The sequence below is a fragment of the Photorhabdus sp. S10-54 genome (assembly GCF_963878145.1).
GTDB lineage: Bacteria > Pseudomonadota > Gammaproteobacteria > Enterobacterales > Enterobacteriaceae > Photorhabdus > Photorhabdus kayaii.
In genome coordinates, this window is sequence record NZ_CAWNXG010000002.1 from 119,025 (window position 1) to 139,997 (window position 20,973).

General features: G+C 39.8%; 18 protein-coding genes and 1 pseudogene. 11 read left to right on the plus strand and 8 right to left on the minus strand.

Annotated features, from left to right (window positions below; all coding sequences use genetic code 11):
- Positions 1 to 395 precede the first annotated feature (395 nt).
- A complete protein-coding gene (gene ydgH / locus AACQ83_RS01770; RefSeq protein ID WP_112876007.1) occupies positions 396 to 1,349 on the plus strand; it encodes a DUF1471 family protein YdgH in 954 nt (317 codons plus the stop codon).
- Between the two features lie 199 nt (positions 1,350 to 1,548).
- Here ydgH and stlE read toward each other — a convergent pair whose 3' ends face one another.
- From stlE to stlC, 3 genes are all read right to left on the minus strand, one after another.
- A complete protein-coding gene (gene stlE, locus AACQ83_RS01775; protein WP_112876008.1) occupies positions 1,549 to 1,791 on the minus strand; it encodes a stilbene biosynthesis acyl carrier protein StlE in 243 nt (80 codons plus the stop codon).
- 79 nt (positions 1,792 to 1,870) lie between these two features.
- Positions 1,871 to 3,019, minus strand: a complete 1,149-nt coding sequence (stlD, locus tag AACQ83_RS01780) for a beta-ketosynthase StlD (RefSeq protein WP_112876009.1) — start codon at positions 3,017 to 3,019, stop codon at positions 1,871 to 1,873.
- Positions 3,020 to 3,967 (minus strand): stilbene biosynthesis aromatase StlC, encoded by a 948-nt coding sequence (gene stlC / locus AACQ83_RS01785; RefSeq protein ID WP_112876010.1) that lies wholly within the window; start codon positions 3,965 to 3,967, stop codon positions 3,020 to 3,022.
- A 935-nt stretch (positions 3,968 to 4,902) separates the two neighbouring features.
- Here stlC and AACQ83_RS01790 point away from each other — a divergent pair.
- Positions 4,903 to 6,294 (plus strand): amino acid permease, encoded by a 1,392-nt coding sequence (locus AACQ83_RS01790; protein ID WP_112876011.1) that lies wholly within the window; start codon positions 4,903 to 4,905, stop codon positions 6,292 to 6,294.
- Positions 6,295 to 6,682: 388 nt separating this feature from the next.
- On the opposite strand, the gene AACQ83_RS01795 is transcribed toward AACQ83_RS01790, so the two are convergent.
- Positions 6,683 to 7,525 (minus strand): alpha/beta fold hydrolase, encoded by an 843-nt coding sequence (locus tag AACQ83_RS01795; RefSeq protein ID WP_112876012.1) that lies wholly within the window; start codon positions 7,523 to 7,525, stop codon positions 6,683 to 6,685.
- Between the two features lie 593 nt (positions 7,526 to 8,118).
- Here AACQ83_RS01795 and AACQ83_RS01800 point away from each other — a divergent pair.
- The 4 genes from AACQ83_RS01800 (at position 8,119) to AACQ83_RS01815 (ending at position 13,057) form a co-directional block, all read left to right on the plus strand.
- Complete coding sequence (locus AACQ83_RS01800) at positions 8,119 to 8,649, plus strand: fimbrial protein (RefSeq protein ID WP_112876013.1); 531 nt, start codon at positions 8,119 to 8,121, stop codon at positions 8,647 to 8,649.
- 123 nt (positions 8,650 to 8,772) lie between these two features.
- Entirely contained in the window at positions 8,773 to 9,447 is a 675-nt protein-coding gene (locus tag AACQ83_RS01805) for a fimbrial biogenesis chaperone (protein ID WP_112876014.1), read from the plus strand.
- Positions 9,448 to 9,505: 58 nt separating this feature from the next.
- Positions 9,506 to 12,046, plus strand: coding sequence for a fimbria/pilus outer membrane usher protein (locus AACQ83_RS01810; RefSeq protein WP_112876015.1), 2,541 nt, complete (start codon positions 9,506 to 9,508; stop codon positions 12,044 to 12,046).
- 18 nt (positions 12,047 to 12,064) lie between these two features.
- A complete protein-coding gene (locus tag AACQ83_RS01815) occupies positions 12,065 to 13,057 on the plus strand; it encodes a fimbrial protein (protein ID WP_112876016.1) in 993 nt (330 codons plus the stop codon).
- 158 nt (positions 13,058 to 13,215) lie between these two features.
- Here AACQ83_RS01815 and AACQ83_RS01820 read toward each other — a convergent pair whose 3' ends face one another.
- Positions 13,216 to 13,443 (minus strand): CcdB family protein, encoded by a 228-nt coding sequence (locus AACQ83_RS01820; protein ID WP_240000673.1) that lies wholly within the window; start codon positions 13,441 to 13,443, stop codon positions 13,216 to 13,218.
- Positions 13,418 to 13,666, minus strand: a complete 249-nt coding sequence (locus tag AACQ83_RS01825) for a type II toxin-antitoxin system CcdA family antitoxin (protein ID WP_112876017.1) — start codon at positions 13,664 to 13,666, stop codon at positions 13,418 to 13,420. The genes AACQ83_RS01820 and AACQ83_RS01825 overlap by 26 nt, the downstream gene beginning before the upstream one ends.
- Before the next feature lie 298 nt (positions 13,667 to 13,964).
- Here AACQ83_RS01825 and AACQ83_RS01830 point away from each other — a divergent pair, with 298 nt between their 5' ends.
- The 4 genes from AACQ83_RS01830 to AACQ83_RS01845 all read left to right on the plus strand — a co-directional run bounded on the left by AACQ83_RS01830 (position 13,965) and on the right by AACQ83_RS01845 (position 15,655).
- Complete coding sequence (locus tag AACQ83_RS01830) at positions 13,965 to 14,327, plus strand: tlde1 domain-containing protein (RefSeq protein WP_112876018.1); 363 nt, start codon at positions 13,965 to 13,967, stop codon at positions 14,325 to 14,327.
- Positions 14,324 to 14,851: a hypothetical protein gene (locus AACQ83_RS01835; protein WP_112876019.1), complete on the plus strand. Its 528-nt coding sequence runs from the start codon at positions 14,324 to 14,326 to the stop codon at positions 14,849 to 14,851. The genes AACQ83_RS01830 and AACQ83_RS01835 overlap by 4 nt, the downstream gene beginning before the upstream one ends.
- A 2-nt stretch (positions 14,852 to 14,853) precedes the next feature.
- Positions 14,854 to 15,339: a type VI secretion system tube protein TssD gene (gene tssD / locus AACQ83_RS01840; protein WP_112876020.1), complete on the plus strand. Its 486-nt coding sequence runs from the start codon at positions 14,854 to 14,856 to the stop codon at positions 15,337 to 15,339.
- 178 nt (positions 15,340 to 15,517) lie between these two features.
- A complete protein-coding gene (locus AACQ83_RS01845) occupies positions 15,518 to 15,655 on the plus strand; it encodes a hypothetical protein (protein ID WP_158537745.1) in 138 nt (45 codons plus the stop codon).
- Positions 15,656 to 15,796: 141 nt separating this feature from the next.
- Here AACQ83_RS01845 and hrpA read toward each other — a convergent pair.
- Positions 15,797 to 19,528, minus strand: a pseudogene (gene hrpA / locus AACQ83_RS01850) (ATP-dependent RNA helicase HrpA); the annotation flags it as partial.
- 429 nt (positions 19,529 to 19,957) lie between these two features.
- Between hrpA and AACQ83_RS01855 the strand changes: the two are divergent.
- Positions 19,958 to 20,560 (plus strand): FMN-dependent NADH-azoreductase, encoded by a 603-nt coding sequence (locus AACQ83_RS01855; protein WP_112876022.1) that lies wholly within the window; start codon positions 19,958 to 19,960, stop codon positions 20,558 to 20,560.
- A 78-nt stretch (positions 20,561 to 20,638) separates the two neighbouring features.
- Here AACQ83_RS01855 and AACQ83_RS01860 read toward each other — a convergent pair whose 3' ends face one another.
- Positions 20,639 to 20,965 carry a YdbL family protein gene (locus AACQ83_RS01860; protein WP_112876023.1) on the minus strand — a complete coding sequence of 109 codons (327 nt, stop codon included), beginning with the start codon at positions 20,963 to 20,965 and terminating at the stop codon, positions 20,639 to 20,641.
- Positions 20,966 to 20,973 lie beyond the last annotated feature (8 nt).

The window sequence follows — 20,973 nt, forward strand, 5'->3', positions numbered from 1 at the left end:
TTCCCTTCCTAAAGCCTAAGATTAATGATGATTATTGCTTGTTACAGTCAATTTAGCGACTAAATTAACTTTATTACTGCCATCAGTAAAATCTATCAACAAATATTTTGATAACAAATTGAAAATATTATCGATGATAGATAACTAATGCGTAAAATAACTAACTAGTATTACCGGTGTAGTATTACCAGTGCAAATCGCAATTTTAACTGGACTACCCGCAATGTTGATAAAAACTTATGGCGCCCTATCCTATAAACTTGCATTCATTCATACTGATAGCATAAATTCGTGGGACATTAGCTATTATTACATGTAATAATTATCGGCTATGTGATGCATAACCATGTTCAGCAAGTTACAACTATTTAATGCGCAAGGTGGAAGAATTTTTTATGAAGCTGAAAACAACGATCATTGCAGCAGCGGTATTCTCATTAACGGGTATTACCACTGTTCAAGCAGCTCAGGAGTTATCCCCGGAGAAAGCGGCAAAGCTGAAACCATTTAAACGTATTACGGTTACAGGCCCTTTTAATGCTATTTATGAAGCTGCCGATGCGGTTTCCCGTCGTGCAGACAAAATGGGGGCAGATGGGTTTTATATCCAAAGCCTTGACGATCTAAATAATAGCGGCAATCTGCGCGTTACAGCTGATCTGTATCACAAAGATGCAGAGGAAATTGATAATTCACCTAAATATCGTATATTCCGCGGCATCAAAGAATTACCTAAAGCAGAAGCTATAACGTTGGAACCATTCGACACAGTCACTATTAACGGTTTTTACGACAATGAACCCGATTTGAATGAAGCCATTGCAAAAGAAGCCAAGAAAAAAGGCGCAGCGGCTTTCTTTATTGTTCGTCAGGTTGCAATCAATGATGGCGGTAATCAGACAGTGACAGCTTATGTTTATAAAGATGATGCGCCAAAACGCCAAATTCAGGCTGATGAAGCTGTTATCCCGGCAAATTCCGATTCTGGACGCATTGCATTGGCTGCTGGTGGCGAATCAGCTAAGAAAGTAGAAATTCCTGGTTTAGCCTCTTCAACTTCAACCAGTAATTCTGTTGGTCGCTTCTTTGAAACCCAGTATTCTAAAGGTGAGCGTTACACTGTAACTCTTCCTAATGGCACAAAAATCCAAGAATTAAATAAAATCAGCGCTGCTCAGATGGTTCCTTTTGATTCCATCACCTTTTCAGGTTACTACAACAGCATGCCTGATGTTTCCTATGAAGTCGCTAAACGCGCCGCGGCTAAAGGTGCTAAGTACTATCATATTACCCGTGAATGGCAATCTAGTGGTGGAACCTCCACTATCAGTGCAGATCTGTTCAAATAATCTATACCCGTCATCTTTCAAGTCGCCTCTTTGTTGGCTGCACTCGCTCACCCCGGTCACATAGTTATCTATGCTCCCGGGGATTCTCTCCCTTGCCGTCGCGATGCATCTTGAAATCCATAGGGTATATAACCAAAAAAAGGCACACATGATAATCATATGTGCTTTTTTACTTATACAGAGAATAAAGTTCTTCAAATTAGTTAGCGGATCCCAACTTCGAATCGATACAATCAATAGCATTCTGGATCGTCACTATTTTTTCCGCTTCTTCATCATCAATAGTTATTCCGAAATGCTCTTCTAGAGCCATAATCAGTTCAACATTATCTAACGAGTCGGCACCTAATTCCTCGAATGTTTGTGTATTAAGAATCTGGGTTTCGGGTATTCCAAGTTGTTCTGCAACAACACTTTTGACACGATTCTCTAAATTTTCCACGCTGTATTTTCCTAGATGTACCAATTACAAGGGGAAACAGGTTGTTTCCCCATTCTTCATTAACACTAAGATTAAATATTTACACGACAGTCAGGTGCATGAATGCCCCTGTAAATCTGGCACTTTCAGGGATAAAACATAACAGACGCTGATCTTTCTTCAATTTACCCGACTTCATAAGCTCATCCAACATGATATAAATAGAAGCCGATCCGGTATTTCCTTTCATTGTTAAGTTAGTAAACCAACGTTCTTGTTCAATACTAAAATTAATATCATCAAGACCCGCAGAAAATTTCATGCGGAAATATTCAGATGAATAATGAGGCAAGAACCAATCAATAGATTCTGCCGATAAGTTACGAGCAGCAACTATCCGTTTCAATGGTTCGGTAAGTGTGTATTTAACGACCCTCTCATTTAAATATCTGACATCTTGTTTGATGCAGAAAACAGAATATGTAAGCCAATCAGCCTGACTCATTTGTGACCAGCCTTTTAAACTGCCATCTGCTAACTTTTCTCCACCTGAGTACATACATGTCTCTTGCTCATTAGCAAAAGAGTACATATCTATCCAATCAATTCGCAATGAAATGCCATCAGGTCGAGGTTTATTTTCAAGTAAAGCAGCGCCGGCGCCATCAGAAAGCATCCAACGCAGAAAATCTTTTTCAAAAGCGATTTCAGGGCGTCGTTCCAGTTCTGCAACCCGAGCTTCGTTTTCACTCTGGAAATTGCGGGCATGCAATACAGTGGAAGGTACTTCCGACGTTGTTGAAACCGCATTACTTGTCGCTCCTGAGAGAACGGACAAATAAGCATATTTCATCGCTGTCATACCCGAGGCGCAAGCACCGGCAGTTGAGATAACTTCACAGGATTTATTTTTTAGCTCTCCATGAACCATAATACCATGACCCGGTATAATTTGATCAGGAGTACCACTGCTTGCTGCCAGACTTTGCATATCATCTAAAGAAAAGTGTTCATCAACCAAACCTTTTACTGCCTCAGCCGCTAATTGAGCAGATGTATAAGTTGCCTCACCCGTCTCTGGATCCAGGGCATAATGGCGATATTTGATACCATTATTGCGAAGAACTATATGACGAGATCTTGATGGACGACCACCAACAAAACCAAGGACAGATTCCATTGTATTATTATCTATTGGGTTTCCTGGCATAAACGCGGAAACTTTAGTGATATAAACGTTGTTACTCATTTACTTATTTATCTCCTTATCATCGTAGCGGGCAGAACCAGAAGGTTGTTCATAGTATTTCTGTAACTCATTAAGACGTTCTTTAAGTAATGGGGTAAGCAAACGGCGAACAACCACTGAAATAGGAAAAACAACTAACACCATCAATATTAAATAGGTTACAAACAACGCTAATAAAGAGCGTCTTACCCATATCCCTCGTTTGCCCACACGGCAAATCAACCCGGACCAAAATCTAAATCCTCGATGCGCCGCACGTTCACCGAAAATAAAAGCTTGGTCGACAACCGCTGCTCCCATACCTTTCAACATTGGAGCATCAACTTTCTCTTTATCCGTTTTGAGCGCTGCCAACAATGCATCACCAAAACGTGTAGCATCTTTAACGTCTTCCTCCGATACACCCGCCCGCGGTAAGCTAGGGAATGGCTGTCTTTTTCCTGTCATTAGCCATATCGGGGTTGTGAATACTGTTGCAAAAAAGTTTGCTTTATCAACAAAGACCACGTTATCGCGCAAATATGCTCCACTTTCATGCAACAATCTTTTGACAGTTTCCTGAGCTATCAACCACATGTTTCGGCAAGCAATAACTGTCACCACCGGTCGGCCATTAAGTAAACGCTTTCCTTCTTCACTCTTAAGAAATGCCACTATCGGAGGAGCAGGTGATAAATACCAAACTTGGTAGCCTAATATGACCAAATCAAAAGGTTCTTCGTCTTCCAGATTCAAAGGCGCTAGCTCAGGCGGATGTAACTGCACTGTTTCTGGGAAAACATCAACAAATTTAGAAAACTTCCAGGGAAATTCAAATTCTGGAATCGGTTTCAGAATAACTTCACGGATGTATATCTCGTCAGACTCTTGCAGGGGTGAAATTAAGCTTTTTACCACCTCGATCAATTGGCCGCTTTGGGAATACGACACCACAAGAACACGTTTCATATGTTCTAACCTTTATGAATATTTAATACTGAGCCATTCATCGGCACCTAAAAGACAAAAATTTTAATAACAGCTGTCCTCTAACCATCTGAGAATATTTTTTGGCATAGGTACATATAATCATTCCTGAAAATTAAAAACATATACAAGAAAAATAAGTTAATAAATCACAGAGTAATATTTTCACAAACAATATAAATCAAAACAGTCGTTGTCAACATGATTTTTTTATTTTTATATAAGATTAGTTTTATATCACATTGTAGGAAATTAATTAGTTACTGATATAAAAATCAATGAAAAATATATTAACTTGAATATAAGATTAACATAATCAATTAAAATCAAAAAAATATTTAAATTAAATCAATGAATTAAAAAATATTCCATCTTTTTTAATTTAATAAGATATTCATAACATTATGAAATTACATATCTAATGGATTAATTTAATAATCTGACATGAAAACAAGAGATTATTATTACTTAGCAGTAATATTACATAACAAAATGAAAATTAGAGGTAAAACTTTATCTTTCACAACTATTTTTATTAAATTTTGAGATCGATCGAAAAAATTAAAATAAAAATTACTTAATTAGTAATAACACCATAGTAATTCATGCTTATTACCTATTTACCTTAGTACAATAAACAGCATTATAAAAATAACTCATATCAGCTTATAAAAACAAATTGCATCTCACTAAATTCACCATCAAACAATGCATAAATTTTATAGTTATTTGCATAGAAAACCATTGCATCCAGCTCATACCCTTCGTAGAATCCCCCCCTATTTCTAGGTTCAATCAGTTTGTTTCTCCGTCCTGTACAGCTTGGAAACGATGAAAACCCGATACCCAGTTCATCTTTATGATCAGGATAACAAACTGGTTAATAATGCAGTTTATGTCATATTAGGAACATATTTTTGGAAAAGAAACTAGGTCTCACAGCTCTTACTGCTCTGGTACTCAGCTCTATGGTCGGTGCGGGTGTTTTCAGCTTACCGCAGAATATGGCTGAAATCGCCAGCCCGGCAGCGTTAATGATCGGCTGGGGAATAACAAGTGTCGGTATCCTGTTCTTGGCTACCGCACTGTTACTGCTCTCTCGTCTTCGTCCGGATCTTGATGGAGGGATTTTCACTTATGCCAAAGAGGGCTTTGGTGAACTAATAGGCTTCTGCTCTGCCTGGGGATATTGGTTATGCGCAGTCGTTGCCAACGTTTCCTATCTGGTTATCGTTTTTGCCGCTCTGAGTTTCTTTACTGATAAAGAGGGCATTGTCATCTTTGGTGACGGCAATACTTGGCAGTCCCTATTGGGAGAATCTATTCTACTCTGGTTCGTACATTGGTTAGTACTCCGCGGCGTTCAAACCGCAGCCGGAATCAACAAATTGGCAACAATGGCAAAATTGCTGCCTTTAGGTGCTTTCATCATACTTGCCGCCATAGCTTTCAAAACGGATACCTTTCATTTCGACTTTAAAGGCATCGATCTAGGGGTTCCTGTCTGGCAACAAGTAAAAGATACCATGTTAATTACCCTTTGGGTTTTTATTGGTATTGAAGGTGCTGTTGTGGTTTCAGCCAGAGCGAAAAAACGGACAGATGTGGGTATTGCAACCATGCTGGCTGTCATTGCGGCGTTAGCAATATACATCTTGGTCACCTTACTCTCCCTTGGATTAGTACCACGACCTGAGTTAGCAGCAATGCGCAATCCATCAATGGCAAACCTGATGGTAAGACTTATTGGCTCCGCAGGTGAAATCATTATTGCTGCCGGATTGATTGTCTCCGTCTGTGGTGCTTATCTGAGTTGGACAATCATGGCAGCCGAAGTGCCATTTATCGCTGCCCAACACGGCTCTTTTCCAAAAGTATTTAACCGGCAAAACCGCAATAATTCGCCATCATCTTCATTGTGGTTCACTAATGGCGCTGTACAACTCTCTCTCGTTTTGATCTGGTTGAGTGGAAGCAACTACAATTCATTGCTGACAATTGCATCAGAAATGATTTTAGTGCCCTATTTCCTTGTCGGAGCATTTCTTTTAAAAGTCGCTTTTGATCGTAGCAATAAGGGGTTATTACTCATTGCTGTTGGAACATGTATTTATGGCATATGGCTGCTTTATGCATCTGGTTTGATGAATTTGCTATTGTCTGTTGTCCTCTATGCGCCAGGTCTTATTGTTTTTTTGTATGCACGCCGCCAAAACCCGCAGAAAAATAGCTTACATCTGGCTGAAAAGCTCACTATTGTCGCATTGCTGATAACAGCAATCCCTGCCACTGGGTTGCTAATCAAGTAATCCCGTCAGATCTAGCCATTATTCCCCTGTAATGGCTTTCTGGATTTTTATATAGCAGTTTGTTTGGTTTTTCGTTGTTCTGTCATATTTTTGTTATTGTTATCTTTTTAAGTATGTTGTAACTAATATTGTTAATGCAACTTGATTGGTATGGTTCTTAATCAATTCTTGTCGAATTCGAAAATGACTCACAATATGTTAGAGGATGAAACCAAGATGCCTCTTCAAGGCGACAATGTTGGTGAATGTATTCCAGAGCATCATCAACAAAAGTGTAAAACTTGAGGTAGGATGTCCTTTTGTCCTATCGGAATCGCCTCTGCCTGGGGCATTCGCATTGAATTTTTCCGGTACGAATGCCCTGATAGAGACTAGATAGTGTTCTTAATTATTTCAGTTTGTTAGCCCAATCCGCAATTACATCCCCCGTCTCGATCGGCTTTTCGGCAGGTAACGCATGACTGGCTCCTTCAATCACTGCGATAGTAACGCGATTACCGAACTCGTCCTTCGCCTCCATCCGAGACGTTTCAGGCCGGAACGGGTCGGATTTCGCCTGTAGATCGAGGATCGGCACCGTCCCGCCAGCCCACCAATCCTGACGATTGGTCAGCTCACGCGCCGCAGACTGACTTTTTATGACATCGGAATGCCATCCCTCAAGCCAAGGTGTCGGGTCGTTGCCTTCCGCAAAGAAGGCAAGTTTAAGTCCCGCTAATCGCTCCTCACGGGTGGATTTCGGATCGCTAATCACAGTGATCGCATCCGAAAGCTCCGAGGGCCAAGATTTCGCAGCCCCTGCCAGAAGTACTATGCCACGCGTCATTTCGGGATAATCCGAGGCAATCGTCTTGGCAATCCAATGGCCATAAGCATGCCCTACCACGATTGCCTTACCTCCCTCCGCCGCAGCCACCGCCGCAAAATCGTCAGCAAAGTCGTGGAAGGTCACATTTTCCATCGGACCGGTCGACCCCGATATTCCGCGTGGCTCGGGCAGAGCAACGCGATAGCCGCGCATCGCCAGTCGATCTGCGAGTGGCGCAAATTCTGCCGTTCCCCGCCCAGTTGAAGCAATCACCAAGAGCAGTGGCCCTTCCCCACGCACCGAATATTCGATCGATACCACGCCATTGGTGACGGTTTTCTGCTCTGCTTGCATGGCCGAAGCTGGATGTGAGACTAAGAGCACGATGGACAAAAAGCCCAATACAAAGACAAACTGTTTCATTTTCCCCCCTTACAGGGTTAATTGCGTTGAGGATTCATAACGCCAACTGAGATAGGCATTGCTATAAACAATAAAATAGAGAGATAACATGAGAAAACTATAGCGTAATTTAATCCAGATAACTTATCTCTATCATAATAGACACTCTCAAAGAGAAAATGACAGCGAGAGGTAATAACATGAAAATAATAGAACAAAAAAATAAATTCTTAAGTGTAATAAATTAATTGTGATTTATATCACAATTAATTTTATAACCAGTTATTAATCAAAAGATATTCTCATTAATTAGCATAATGATTTATTACATACAATAAATCACGTTAATGTTAAAAAATAATCCTGTTTAATAAAAAAATACAGATAAAAGTCTTAAATACAATACATTATCGAGTCATTCTTTGGATTTTTCATAATTAATCGCTATGATCGCCTAACTTTATCCCTAAAAAGACACATTTTGAGTTATCGTTGTTGTTATCGGATAAAAACTATGAATATTTACATGCTGTATTGATGTTTATACAGTTCCAATTAAATCAATATTTCTACTTCCCTGACGCCATGCACGTTAGGGTTAGGATCTATTTACAATGAAAGCTAAACTGATTATTTCATCCTTACTTGTATCTTCTGTACTTATTCCTGTAGCAAATGCAGCGGACGGAAAGATTAACTTTACCGGTAATATCATCTCTAATGCTTGTAAAATCGATACTGACTCTGCGAACCAAAACGTAAACATGGGAACAATTAGCTCAAATGCATTTAGTGGCATAGATAGTACCGCAGCTGTAACACCCTTTAGCATTAAGATGAGTGATTGCCCACCAGAATATACTCATGCACAAGTTAAATTTGACGGGCAGATAGATAATAGAAATAACAATCTTCTGGCCTTATCTAATGATAAAGGCCAGGCAGTCGCCGATGGTGTTGCTATTGGTATCTATGAAGAAGATAATTTAACGCTAATTCCTTTGGCACAAGCTTCCAAACTCCAAGCTTTTACTGATCAAAAAACCGCAGAACTGAAGTTCATTGCAAAATATGTTGCTACAGCTCAAGCAATCAGCCCAGGTTCGGGTGATGCCGTCGCCAATTTTACGATTGTTTATAACTAAAACAGGCTAAATTTAGAACAAAGCTTCATTCACGTTTTATTTCTAATAAAGCAGTACAGGGAATGGATGCCCACAAATCCCATAAAATAACGCATAAAAACACGATAAAACGGAGATGTTACCGTGCAGTATCAACGACTATTCACAATAATTTTTCTATATATTATCAGTGTAAATTTCGCTATCGCAGGTGTCGTCATTGGGGGAACCCGTGTTATTTACATGAGTGACAAAAAAGAAGCGTCTATTTCTATAAATAACCCGGAAAAAGATGCCCCTTACCTGATTCAATCTTGGATCCAAGATGAAAACGATAATATGAAGACCCCTTTTATCGTAACACCACCCATCTTTAAACTCGCAGCAGGCCATGAAAATATCCTGCGTATTGTAAAAACAGAAAGTAACCTGCCTCAAGATCGGGAATCACTTTTTTGGTTAAATGTGAAGTCTATTCCTACCTCTATGAAATCAGATCAGAATCAATTACAAATAACAGTTAAGTCAAAATTTAAATTGTTTTACCGCCCTGCAAATTTGGCAGAAAAATCAAGTACCGCATACCAAAAGCTCAAATTCCGTACGGAAAATAATTCACTGATCGCTGAGAACCCTACCCCTTACTTCATTTCATTCTCTTACCTTAAAGCAGATCAACATGAAATAAAACCTGCGGGCATGATTAAACCCTTTAGTCAACTAAGCTGGCCTCTGCCGGCAATTAACATAAAACAGGTAAATTGGAAAGCAATTAATGATTTTGGTGGTGTGACTGCCGAGGAAAAAACAGCCATTTGAAAAAATAACTCGTTAATAAAACCGTTACATTACTTTACTCTATACCAGAAAGTTAATTATGGGAAAGTGCTCACAGCATAAGATTAATCAGCAACCATACAATATTGAACATTCATGGCTCTTATTATTGCCATTTGTAGCTGTTGGCATGCTTTTTTACCCAGCTAAAACTTATTCTGAAGATTATTTCAACATTCATGCACTGGAAATAGGTACTGATTTTGGTTCACCTGAAAACATTGATCTCTCTATTTTCACACAAGACGACTATCCGCCCGGTATTTACTGGGTAGATATTTACCTTAATAGAGATAAAATAGATACCAGGAACGTAACCTTTGTCACGATAAATAATAAATTGCTGCCCAAGCTGACAATTCAACAATTACAGGATATGGGAGTAAAAATTGATAACTTTCCAGAGCTATTCAGTTTACCACCAGAAACAGAGTTGTCTGATTTAAGTCAATATATTCCATCTGCAAGCACTGTCTTCAATTTTGGTCAACAAAGGCTAGATATCAGTATTCCACAAGCAATGTTAAACAATCAGGCAAGAGGTTATGTTTCGCCTGAATTATGGCAGCAAGGATTAACTTCATTATTGATTAACTACAATTATAGTGGTTCAAATACTTGGCAAAATAGCCCATCTGGCTCTACGCAGACCCATTATCTGAATCTTCGAACAGGCGCTAATTGGCAAGCATGGCGTCTGCGCAATTATTCTACCTATACCAGTCGTGATAAGAGTTGGAAAAGTATTAACACCTACTTACAACGGGATATTCACGCACTAAAAGGACAATTAACGCTAGGTGATAGCTTTACCCCCTCCTATATTTTTGAGGGTGCCCAATTCCGCGGTTTACAATTAGCTTCTGATGACAATATGTTACCAGACAGCTTACAAGGTTTCGCCCCTAGTGTCCGGGGAATTGCTCAAAGTAATGCTCAAGTTACAATCAAGCAAAACGGTTATATCATTTATCAAACTTATGTTTCGCCCGGTCCATTTGTCATTAATGACCTTTTCCCAACCACAACAAGTGGAGATTTGGAAGTTATTATCAAGGAAGCAGATGGTCAGGAATATCGATCTACTCAGTCCTTTTCGGCTATACCGATTATGTTACGGGAAGGAGGCTTCCAATATTCGATAACACTGGGCCAATATCAATCATCAAATAATCATGGGAGAGAACCTAATTTTACCCAAGGTGCATTAGTCTATGGTTTTTCTAATAATATCACTACCTATGGTGGTACAATTTTTTCAAAAGATTATCAATCCATTGCTTTAGGATCAGGTTATAATTTTGGTATATTGGGTTCTCTCTCTTTTGACATCACTCACTCTAACACCGATTTACCATCTAATATAAGTACCAAAGGGCAATCCTACCGTTTTCAATATGCAAAAGATCTTTCGTTAACAGGGACTAATTTTACTCTGGCAGGTTATCGCTATTCGACACGTGGTTTTTACGATTTTAAAGAAGCCAATGACATAGATAATGCCAATAAAAGTGACTGGCGTTATCGCACCAATAAAAGAAGTAAATTGCAACTACATATTAATCAATCTTTAGGAAATTTTGGCAGTTTATATTTGTCCGCTTTTCAACAAAATTATTGGCAGCAACGTGGCTATGAACGTAATATCAACGCAGGTTATAGCACCAATTATAATAATATTAATTACAGCCTGAATTATACCTATAGCCAACTTCCAGATACAGATAAAAATGAACAGCTTTTTTCATTCAGCATACAGATTCCATTAGATCGCTGGCTAAAGAATAGCTGGACCAGCTATAATTTTAATACCAATAAAAACAAAGATATTTCCCATCAAGTAAGTTTAAGTGGCACAGCACTGGAAGACAATAATTTAATTTATAGTTTACAGCAGAGTTACACGAATCACGGTACTGGCGCTGGCGGTCATATTCATGCGGAATATAAAGGCGCTTATGGTCAATTTAGTACCGGTTATAGCTATGATCGCTATTCTCACCAACTGAATTATGGCCTCCAGGGAGGCATTGTTGCTCATCCATACGGAATTACTCTTTCACAACATTTGGGAGATACATTGGCATTAGTCCGGGCTGATGGCGCTCAAGGAATAAAGATCCAAAATAATGTTGGTATTGCCACCGATTGGAATGGTTATGCGGTTATTCCTTATGTCAGCAGTTACCGGAAAAATCGGATTGCACTGGATACTCATTCATTAGCAGATAATGTCGATATTGACGTCAATACCCAAACCGTTATTCCTACTCGTGGGGCATTAGTCCTGGCTGATTTTAAAACCCGGATAGGTCACAGAGTTCTAATCAATCTCTATTATCAAGAAAATCCTATTCCTTTTGGTGCAATTGTCATGTTAGAAAAACGCCATGATATTGATGAAGTAAATAGCGCTATTGTTAGTCACGAAGGGCAAGTTTACCTCACGGGTTTACCCGATAGTGGACGATTATTCGTTAAATGGGGTTATAAAGATATTCAGGAATGTATCGTTAATTACAAACTACCAGAAAAAAGTCCTTTATCCGGTATTTATATAATAGCAGCACACTGTAAATAATTTCCACAGGAAAACGCTATGTTTAATATTTACAATAAATTTAAATATTTTCTCGGTATTACCAACTTATTAATTGGTTTGACAGTCAGTTCTTATAGTTTTGCCGCTAACTGCCAGTTTACGAAAGGATTTAAACCAGAAATCACTCATCTCTCTTTTGGAACCTTATATGTCCCAAGGGATCAACCGATTGGCACAACCATTTACGAATATCGTGCAGATGAATTAGACAATAAAAACAATATTTTCTATTGCGATACAAACGTTAATACGTCATGGGGATATACATCCTACAAAAATGCAGAATACAACAAGGATGCTATTTACGAGTCCGGTGTTCCCGGTGTTGGTATCAGAATAAATACTTGGAGTCCCGGCTATGGTATCGATTGGTTACCGCGCATTGCTAATAATCCCGTAAGCTGCGACAATTCCGGTCGTTGGTATTGTGGTAAAACATGGGGTTATTTGACAATTCAGCTAATAAAAATAGCGCCAACAACAGGTTCTGGTTTTGTCAGAAACGAACAATTAATTCAGGCGCGGGTAAATAACCATATCGTGCATACTTACCGTTTGGGAAATACCCGCATTATTACTAAAAGTTGCTCACTGAAAAATAGCAATATTACTGTGCCTATGGGTGATATTAAAAAAAGCGATTTTTCTGGCATTAATAGTATCGCAGGAGGGAAAGATTTTGAGGTTATTTTAGATTGTGATAATGATGTTCAAATTCAATTAATGCTTGATGGAAAGAAAGCAAAAAATAACTTATATCACGTATGGGCGCTTGATCAAAATGATAATAACACAACTGCTTCCGGTGTAGGTATGCAAATTCTTTATAACAACCAACCTGTTATTATTCATTCACAAATAAATATTGGCAACAGCTATTCAGGTGGGAAGTTATCTATTCCTTTACACGCCCGCTATTTTCAGACCGATCGCAATATTACCCCCGGCCAAGCAAATGTAACCGCAACAATGACATTAACTTATCAGTAATAAATTTATCTGCATCAGTTATAGAAAGTTTATTTCTTGGCTGATGCGCTGTTATTTTATTATTTTCACCTGAAAAAATTTTGAGAAAATTCAGCAGATTATGCCCACTAATTCACATGTTATGTGTTAGTAATAATAGCATCAATTGCTGAGAGAATTTATCCTCGTGAAATGACAACATTACATATAAAATCTTTTTTCTTTATTTTATTAGGGTCAAGGAATGTAATAACCGGAGTAAATACACAATATTTATCACCATTGATATCAACTACCGGCGTAATACGTTTACGAGTTAGCTCCATTTCTCCTGTTGAAGTCAGTGGAACAATTAATTTTGTTGAAAAGTTACGATAAACATCAAAGGCCCCCAAAAAATTCATCATCCGTAATTATCCCTGCACGCTCCAAAAATGCGTTGATTGCCTGCATATCTTGTTTATCTTCTTTCTGACCGCGCTTTTTAGCTTCTACAGCCTGTGTCAGAAGCCCATCCAACATAGACGATAAGTTCATATTTAAGCTACGAGCCGCATCCACCAGATCAGCAGTGAGGTATACATTAGTATTTTTCTTGGTTCCAGCCCGTGTAGCAATTGTAGACCTCATAGTATTACACCCTATACGCAAAATTATGAGCGTAATTATAATCTAATGAACCTGCAAGAGATAAGAGATTCTCAATATAGAATTGAACTTCTTTCTCCAATAGAGCAAATTTATCTTATACAATTCTTTTATCGTTCATACCTACTTACCAAAATCAATAATCATTAAAATTACTCTTAACTCATTATCTTAAATACTTATATTTACAAAAATATTACTATTTTTACAAAATTATGCTTTTAAAAATGTTTATTAAGTTTAAAGTTAAATTTCTTAATATTTACTAATGGAAACAAGTATGACGTGGAAATATTCACAAAGCACTGGCGAGCTAACACATAACGGCTCTTTTATTGCAAAAGGTTATAGCGGTCACGGAACAGGGATAAATAACCCATCTATGGAACAGGTTGAAGGTGAAGGACCAATTCCCCGCGGTTATTACAGAATCAACGGTTACTCTAACTCAATAACCAGGGTCACCGTAATATTAGACCCTATTATGGGAACTAATACGTTTGGACGCTCTCTTTTCAGAATACATGGTGATAGACGGGATGGCACATACCGGCAAGCATCACATGGTTGCATCATTATAAATGGCTCTAATCTCAGAAAAGAGATAGCCAACTCTAGCGATACAATCCTGGTGGTCGAATGAAAAAACTGGTTTTGCTTTTAATACTGGTATCATTTAGCTCATTGGCCGTGGATCATCATATTACGGCTAAAAATCCATATCCGAATTTAACGCCAAAGCAATTGACCCTACAAATAAAACAGCAAGGTGCAAGAGCAGTAATTGCAAATATGCCAGAAGGAGACAACGGAGAATGGGATTATATAACAGATCATATTGCAAGTGGAGATATAGCGTGGCTCAAAGTAGCTCCTTTACTTGCAAAGGGAAGTGATGCCCATTCATCAGAAATGCTATCAACAGCGTTAGCTACTGCATTACCGAAAAACGTAAACGGAGTATTATCTATTCTTGATGATTCCAATGTTTCAATTAGCACTGACTCTGTCTGCTCACTGCCTTTTTATCAAGGAACAGAAGCAGAATTAAATCAGTATGTTGTTGATAGTATTCGTGTACTGTACAAAAGTAAAAGTGGTGAAAAATGCTTACAAAAGCTTATTTCTGCCACCGGTAATTCAAAATCGTTTTCTGAAGGAGATTAATAATGGCTATTCCTCTATATATGTATATAAAAGACGACGGTGGAGCAGATATTAAAGGTTCCGTTGATATCTATGGTAGAGAAGGCAGTATTGAGATTTTAGGTCTTCATCATAGCGTCAGTACCGCCACTGATGATAATACAGGAAAATTAACTGGAACGAGGAAACACCTTCCATTTATGATTGAGAAAGAAATTGATTCGTCATCCCCATATCTTTATAAGGCATTAACTACGGGGCAAACACTAAAATCAGCAGAGCTTAAATGGTATAAAATAGACGATCATGGTCAAGAAAAGGAATATTTTAATACCTTAATGGAAAATGTGAAAATAGTGAATATTGTTCCCGTTATGCTGGATATCAAGGATACATCAAAAGAGAAATTCAATCATATGGAAATCATTGAGCTTCGCTACGAAAAAATTACCTGGAAAAACAATGATGGAAATATAGTCCATTCTGATAGTTGGAATGAAAGGATATAACTACTTATCCCTATAACCGATAACATTAACAGGCTTGTATAATACAGGAAATCAGGGTATTGGAATTCCCAAATATCATTCTTGAAATGATATTTTTCGAAGGGTATCTTTACAATGATCAGAACAAAGATGATTATATTAAAGAATCCAGAGTATGAAGATTTAGGAGGAGGCGATTATGTTGTTAAAACGTGCTACAGCAACCAAGAAGAAGGCAACTCAGGCTGACTACGCTCGTAACCGCAAAAATAAAACCGCTATGGTTAATGCTTTCGTTGAGGCTAACAAAACCAAACATACGGAAAGTACCTGCTAACCAGTTCATTCGTTTCAGTCTAAGTAAAAAGCCACCTTTAGAATAGGTGACTTTCAGTTTGACGATTTAACTGACCGATAAAAAACTGCATCACAAATGTAAAACTTGATACGCAGTTTAGAATATGCTCTTCCTCTTTAATCAAGAAGCAATTTGCTCCATCGTTTGTAAAATTCTCTTATCAGAAACTGGATATGGCGTACCCAATTGCTGAGCAAACAAGCTGATCCGCAGTTCTTCAATCATCCAACGAATCTCTTGCACCTCAGGCAACTGTTTCTGTTGCAGTGATAATTTCGCCAGCCATTGTTGCCACTGTTGCTGAACATTTTCGACTCGCCCCATTTGCGCTCTATCTCTGTGCGGATCAATCGCCAATTTTTCAAGACGGCGCTCAATGCCTTGCAGATAACGCAGGACATCCGGCAAACGTTTCCAACCATTAGTGGTGACAAATCCTTTGAAAACCAGACCAGAAAGCTGCTCTTTGATATCCGATAATGCCAAGGCAAATGAAATATCCACTCTCCCCTTGAGACGTTTATTGATAGCAAAAATAGTGGTGAGTATCTGTTCCACCTGCTTGGCTATTTCCACAACAGTATCATTCAACTCAGCCCGAACCTTGTCCTGTAGCTGAATAAAATTCTGTTCATTCCAAGCCGGCCCACCATTCCCTGCCATCAATTTATCCACACCACATGAGATACAATCGTCAATCAAATCCAATACCTTGCCATAAGGGTTAAAATAGAGTCCCAATTTGGATTTATTCGGCAATTTCTCATGTAAGTATTTAATTGGTGAAGGAATATTGAGCAACAACAGACGACGGGTACCTTCCCACATGGCAATTTGTTGCTCCGGTTCGGTTTCAAACAATTTGATACCGATACTCTCTTTTTCATCCACCAGCGCTGGAAATGCTTTAACAGAGTAACCACCACGTTTCTGTTCATACCGTCCCGGTAATTCTCCGAAACTCCAAATATGCAGCCCACTCTGTTCAATCCCATCATCGGCAACAGAGGAAAGTGTCTCCTGAACTTTCTCTTTCAAGCGTAATTTCAGCGCAGATAAATCTTTACTTTCAGCGATAGTCCGGTTCTTCTCTCCTACCACTCGAAATGTCATTTTGAGGTGATCGGGTACTTGCTCTAACTGCCAATCATCACGTGACACCGTAACACCAGTCATCCGCCGTAACTCTTTCTCAAAGCTATCTAATAAGGTCGATTGTGGTTGAGGTACCCGCTCCATAAATGCCTGAGCATAGTTTGGTGCAGGGACAAAATTACGACGAACCGGTTTCGGCAATGATTTAATCAGCGCAACAACCAGATCATAACGAATACCGGGGATCTGCCAATCAAACCCTTCATCCTTAACCTGATTCAACACCGGCAGCGGAATATGAACTGTCACACCATCAGCTTGCGTGCCCGGTTCAAACTGGTAACTAAGCCGTAATTTCAATGCCCCCTGATACCAGTAATTAGGGTAATTCAGCGCACTGATTTTATCGGCATCGCCTTTGATCAACATATTTTTTTCAAAATTAAGCAAGTCCGGTTGCTCTTTACTTGTCTTCAACCACCAGCGATCAAAATGGCGAGCAGAAACCACATTCTGAGGTATCCGTTGATCATAGAAACTAAACAAGGTTTCATCATCCACCAAAATGTCGCGACGACGGGATTTATGTTCTAGCTCCTCAATTTCCTCACGTAATTTCAGATTCGCTCGGAAAAATGCATGTCGAGTTTGCCAATCGCCTTCCACCAGCGCATGGCGGATAAACAACTCACGGCAGAGCATTGGGTCAATTTTGCTGTAATTAACCAGACGACTAGCCACAATTGGCAAACCATATAAAGTGACTTTTTCCCTAGACATTACCGCACCCTGAGATTTCTGCCAGTGCGGCTCGCTATAATGATACTTCACCAGATGCCCGGCTAACGGTTCAACCCATTCAGGTTCGATTCGCGCAGCAATACGCCCCCACAAGCGACTGGTTTCAACCAATTCCGCCGCCATTGACCATTTAGGTGGCTTCTTGAATAAACCAGAACCAGGAAAAATAGCAAAACGGGCATTACGCGCACCGGTATATTCCTGTTTATCTGTATCTTTTTGGCCGATATGAGATAACAGCCCAGAAAGTAACGCAGTATGAATACCACGGTAATCTGCATCCTGACTATTTACCGACAGACCAATTTCTTTCACAACTTGTCGTAACTGGGTATATATATCCTGCCACTCTCTGACTCTCAGGTAGTTAAGATAATCTTGACGGCAAAGTTTGCGAAATTGCGAAGAGGAGAGTGCCTTTTGATGCTCTTTCAAAAAATCCCATAATTTCAGAAATGCAATAAAATCGGAGTCTTTATCAGCAAATCGACGGTGTTTCTCATCAGAAGCCTGCTGTTTCTCCAGTGGCCTCTCTCTTGGGTCCTGAATAGATAGCGCAGAAGTGATAACCATCACTTCACGTACACAACCATGATGACGAGCTTCCAATACCATACGCGCCAGCCGAGGATCAACCGGGAGCTGAGCAAGCTGTCGCCCTATTGATGTAAGACAGTAATTAGCCTTAACCGTTGTGCTCTGGTCAATAGCCCCAAGCTCTTCCAAAAGCCGAACACCATCCTGAATATTACGTTTATCAGGCGGTTGCACAAATGGAAATGCACTGACATCCCCAAGACCAATTGCCGTCATTTGCAGAATGACCGATGCCAAGTTAGTACGCAGGATTTCTGGATCAGTAAACTCTGGCCGAGAAAGGAAATCGTCTTCTGAATACAGCCGGATACAGATCCCGTCAGATACACGTCCGCAACGCCCTTTCCGCTGATTAGCCGACGCCTGTGATATGGGTTCAATCGGCAATCTCTGTACTTTCGTGCGATAACTGTAACGGCTGATACGTGCATACCCGGTATCAATCACATATTTAATTCCCGGTACCGTCAACGAGGTTTCTGCCACGTTAGTTGCCAGCACAATTCTCCGCCCCGTATGTGATTGGAAAATTCGATTCTGATCGCTGTTAGAAAGACGCGCAAATAATGGCAGTACGTCGGTATGACGCAGATTCTGTTTATTCAGCGCATCTGCTGTATCACGAATCTCCCTCTCTCCACTCATAAAGATCAGGATATCTCCAGGCCCTTCACGGTTGAGCTCATCAACAGCATCAATAATTGCCTCAAGCTGATCCCGCTCTCCATCATTATCTTCCCCCATGACAGGACGATAACGTACTTCTACCGGATAGGTTCGACCAGAAACTTCGATAATTGGCGCATGATTAAAATGACGAGAAAAGCGCTCAGGATCGATAGTCGCGGAGGTAATGATCACTTTCAAATCGGGACGTTTTGGTAGTAATTGGCGCAAATAACCCAGAATAAAATCAATATTCAGACTGCGTTCATGCGCCTCATCGATAATGAGCGTGTCATACTGTTTAAGTAACCTGTCATTTTGCAGTTCCGCCAGCAAAATACCATCGGTCATCAGTTTAACTAACGTGTTATCGCCCACATGATCACTAAAACGGACTTTATAACCAACAGCAGAACCCACTGAGGTTTCCAATTCTTCCGCCAGACGATTGGCAACCGCACGAGCAGCCAATCGACGGGGTTGAGTATGACCGATAAAGCCTTTTATTCCCCGGCCTAGTTCAAGACAAATTTTCGGGATCTGTGTTGTTTTACCCGAACCGGTTTCACCAGCAATAATGACAACCTGATGGTCACGAATAGCTTTGTAGATATCATCTTTCTTCTGGCTGACGGGCAAGTTTTCTGGATATTTGATCGTTGGACAAGCAGCCTGACGGTTAATGATTTTCTGAGACTCTTTCACTTATATTGATCCTTGTAACTTCTTAACTTTACTGATTAGCCAGCTTTTATTGATGACATGGTTCTTATTGGCAACACATTTTTATTAACAACATATAGTAGCACATCCCATCTATTGGCAATAATTTCGGCGGATATTTCCCCGCTACGCTATATCAACATAGGTAAAAGTTTTTCAATAAATTTGAATGCTAAGCTCTAAATATTGCTCTATTACCAGAAGATAATAACTCATAGAATCACTATACCCGTTATCTTTCAAGTTGCCTCTTTGTTGGCTGCACTCGCTCACCCCGGTCACATAGTTACCTATGCTCCCGGGGATTCGCTCCTTTGCCGTCGCGATGCATCTTGAAATCCATAGGGTATATATCGTGATTAACAAGTAAATTACCAAGAGTTAATTTAAGGAATAAACATGAGTAAAGTTCTGGTTCTTAAATCCAGCATTATGGCGCAGCATTCACATACTAACCAAATGGCAGATTTCTTCATTGAAAAGTGGCAAACCAATCATGCTGATGACCGCATTAAGATACGTGATCTGGCCGCGCAACCCATTCCTGTTCTGGATAATGAACTGGTTCATGCATTACGCCCAAGTGGCAATGAAATGACTGTTCGCCAAAAAGAGGCGTTAGCATTATCTGACGAACTGATTGCGGAATTGCAGGATAATGACATTATTGTTATCACTGCGCCTATGTACAACTTCCACATTCCAACCCAACTGAAAAACTATTTTGACCTGATAGCCCGTGCTGGAGTGACTTTCCGTTATACCGAGAATGGCCCTGAAGGTCTGCTAAAAGGCAAACAAGTAATCATCCTGACCAGCCGGGGCGGCATCCATAAAGACGGCTCCAGTGATCTGTTAGTGCCTTATTTGCGTCTGTTCCTGAGTTTCATTGGGCTCACTGATATAGAGTTCGTATTTACCGAAGGTGTAGCATTAGGCCCTGATGCCGCAAATCAAGCGCAACAAACCGCCCGTGAAGTTTTGCAAGCAATAGCTTCCTGATAGCCACGTTTTTGTCCATAATTCATACATTGCCTATATTTTTATATTGTTGTCTTTTGCGCGTCATTCGACGCGCTTTTATTTCTTCAACCACTTACCATTAATACCAAGCACATACTCACCAAGTTCAGCTCTGTTCACCAATTTTTCGCCAGTAAGTTTAGCCACTTGCTTTGTAGAAATATTATTGCCAGCCGCAATTTCTGCGTATTTTTTCTCACGGGCTCGATTAATTTCTGCCACCAAAGCTTGTGCCTGACTATCTGTTTTCACTATAGCCAGATAACCACTGAAAGTTTCACCGACCAACCCTTTCTGCTTTGCCTCATTCAGGGTCATTCCTACAACGGAAGAGCTGAACAATACACTAGCCAATAACAATATTCCCGTACCTGTTCTCTTCATAATGCCCC

Bases quoted from the DNA above. Each gene is read 5' to 3' on its own strand.
- ydgH (WP_112876007.1), top strand. From the start codon at position 396: ATGAAGCTGAAAACAACGATCATTGCAGCAGCGGTATTCTCATTAACG.
- stlD (WP_112876009.1), bottom strand. From the start codon at position 3,019: ATGAGTAACAACGTTTATATCACTAAAGTTTCCGCGTTTATGCCAGGA.
- stlC (WP_112876010.1), bottom strand. From the start codon at position 3,967: ATGAAACGTGTTCTTGTGGTGTCGTATTCCCAAAGCGGCCAATTGATC.
- AACQ83_RS01795 (WP_112876012.1), bottom strand. From the start codon at position 7,525: ATGAAACAGTTTGTCTTTGTATTGGGCTTTTTGTCCATCGTGCTCTTA.
- AACQ83_RS01800 (WP_112876013.1), top strand. From the start codon at position 8,119: ATGAAAGCTAAACTGATTATTTCATCCTTACTTGTATCTTCTGTACTT.
- AACQ83_RS01810 (WP_112876015.1), top strand. From the start codon at position 9,506: ATGGGAAAGTGCTCACAGCATAAGATTAATCAGCAACCATACAATATT.
- AACQ83_RS01815 (WP_112876016.1), top strand. From the start codon at position 12,065: ATGTTTAATATTTACAATAAATTTAAATATTTTCTCGGTATTACCAAC.
- AACQ83_RS01820 (WP_240000673.1), bottom strand. From the start codon at position 13,443: ATGATGAATTTTTTGGGGGCCTTTGATGTTTATCGTAACTTTTCAACA.
- AACQ83_RS01825 (WP_112876017.1), bottom strand. From the start codon at position 13,666: ATGAGGTCTACAATTGCTACACGGGCTGGAACCAAGAAAAATACTAAT.
- AACQ83_RS01830 (WP_112876018.1), top strand. From the start codon at position 13,965: ATGACGTGGAAATATTCACAAAGCACTGGCGAGCTAACACATAACGGC.
- AACQ83_RS01835 (WP_112876019.1), top strand. From the start codon at position 14,324: ATGAAAAAACTGGTTTTGCTTTTAATACTGGTATCATTTAGCTCATTG.
- tssD (WP_112876020.1), top strand. From the start codon at position 14,854: ATGGCTATTCCTCTATATATGTATATAAAAGACGACGGTGGAGCAGAT.
- AACQ83_RS01845 (WP_158537745.1), top strand. From the start codon at position 15,518: ATGTTGTTAAAACGTGCTACAGCAACCAAGAAGAAGGCAACTCAGGCT.
- AACQ83_RS01855 (WP_112876022.1), top strand. From the start codon at position 19,958: ATGAGTAAAGTTCTGGTTCTTAAATCCAGCATTATGGCGCAGCATTCA.
- AACQ83_RS01860 (WP_112876023.1), bottom strand. From the start codon at position 20,965: ATGAAGAGAACAGGTACGGGAATATTGTTATTGGCTAGTGTATTGTTC.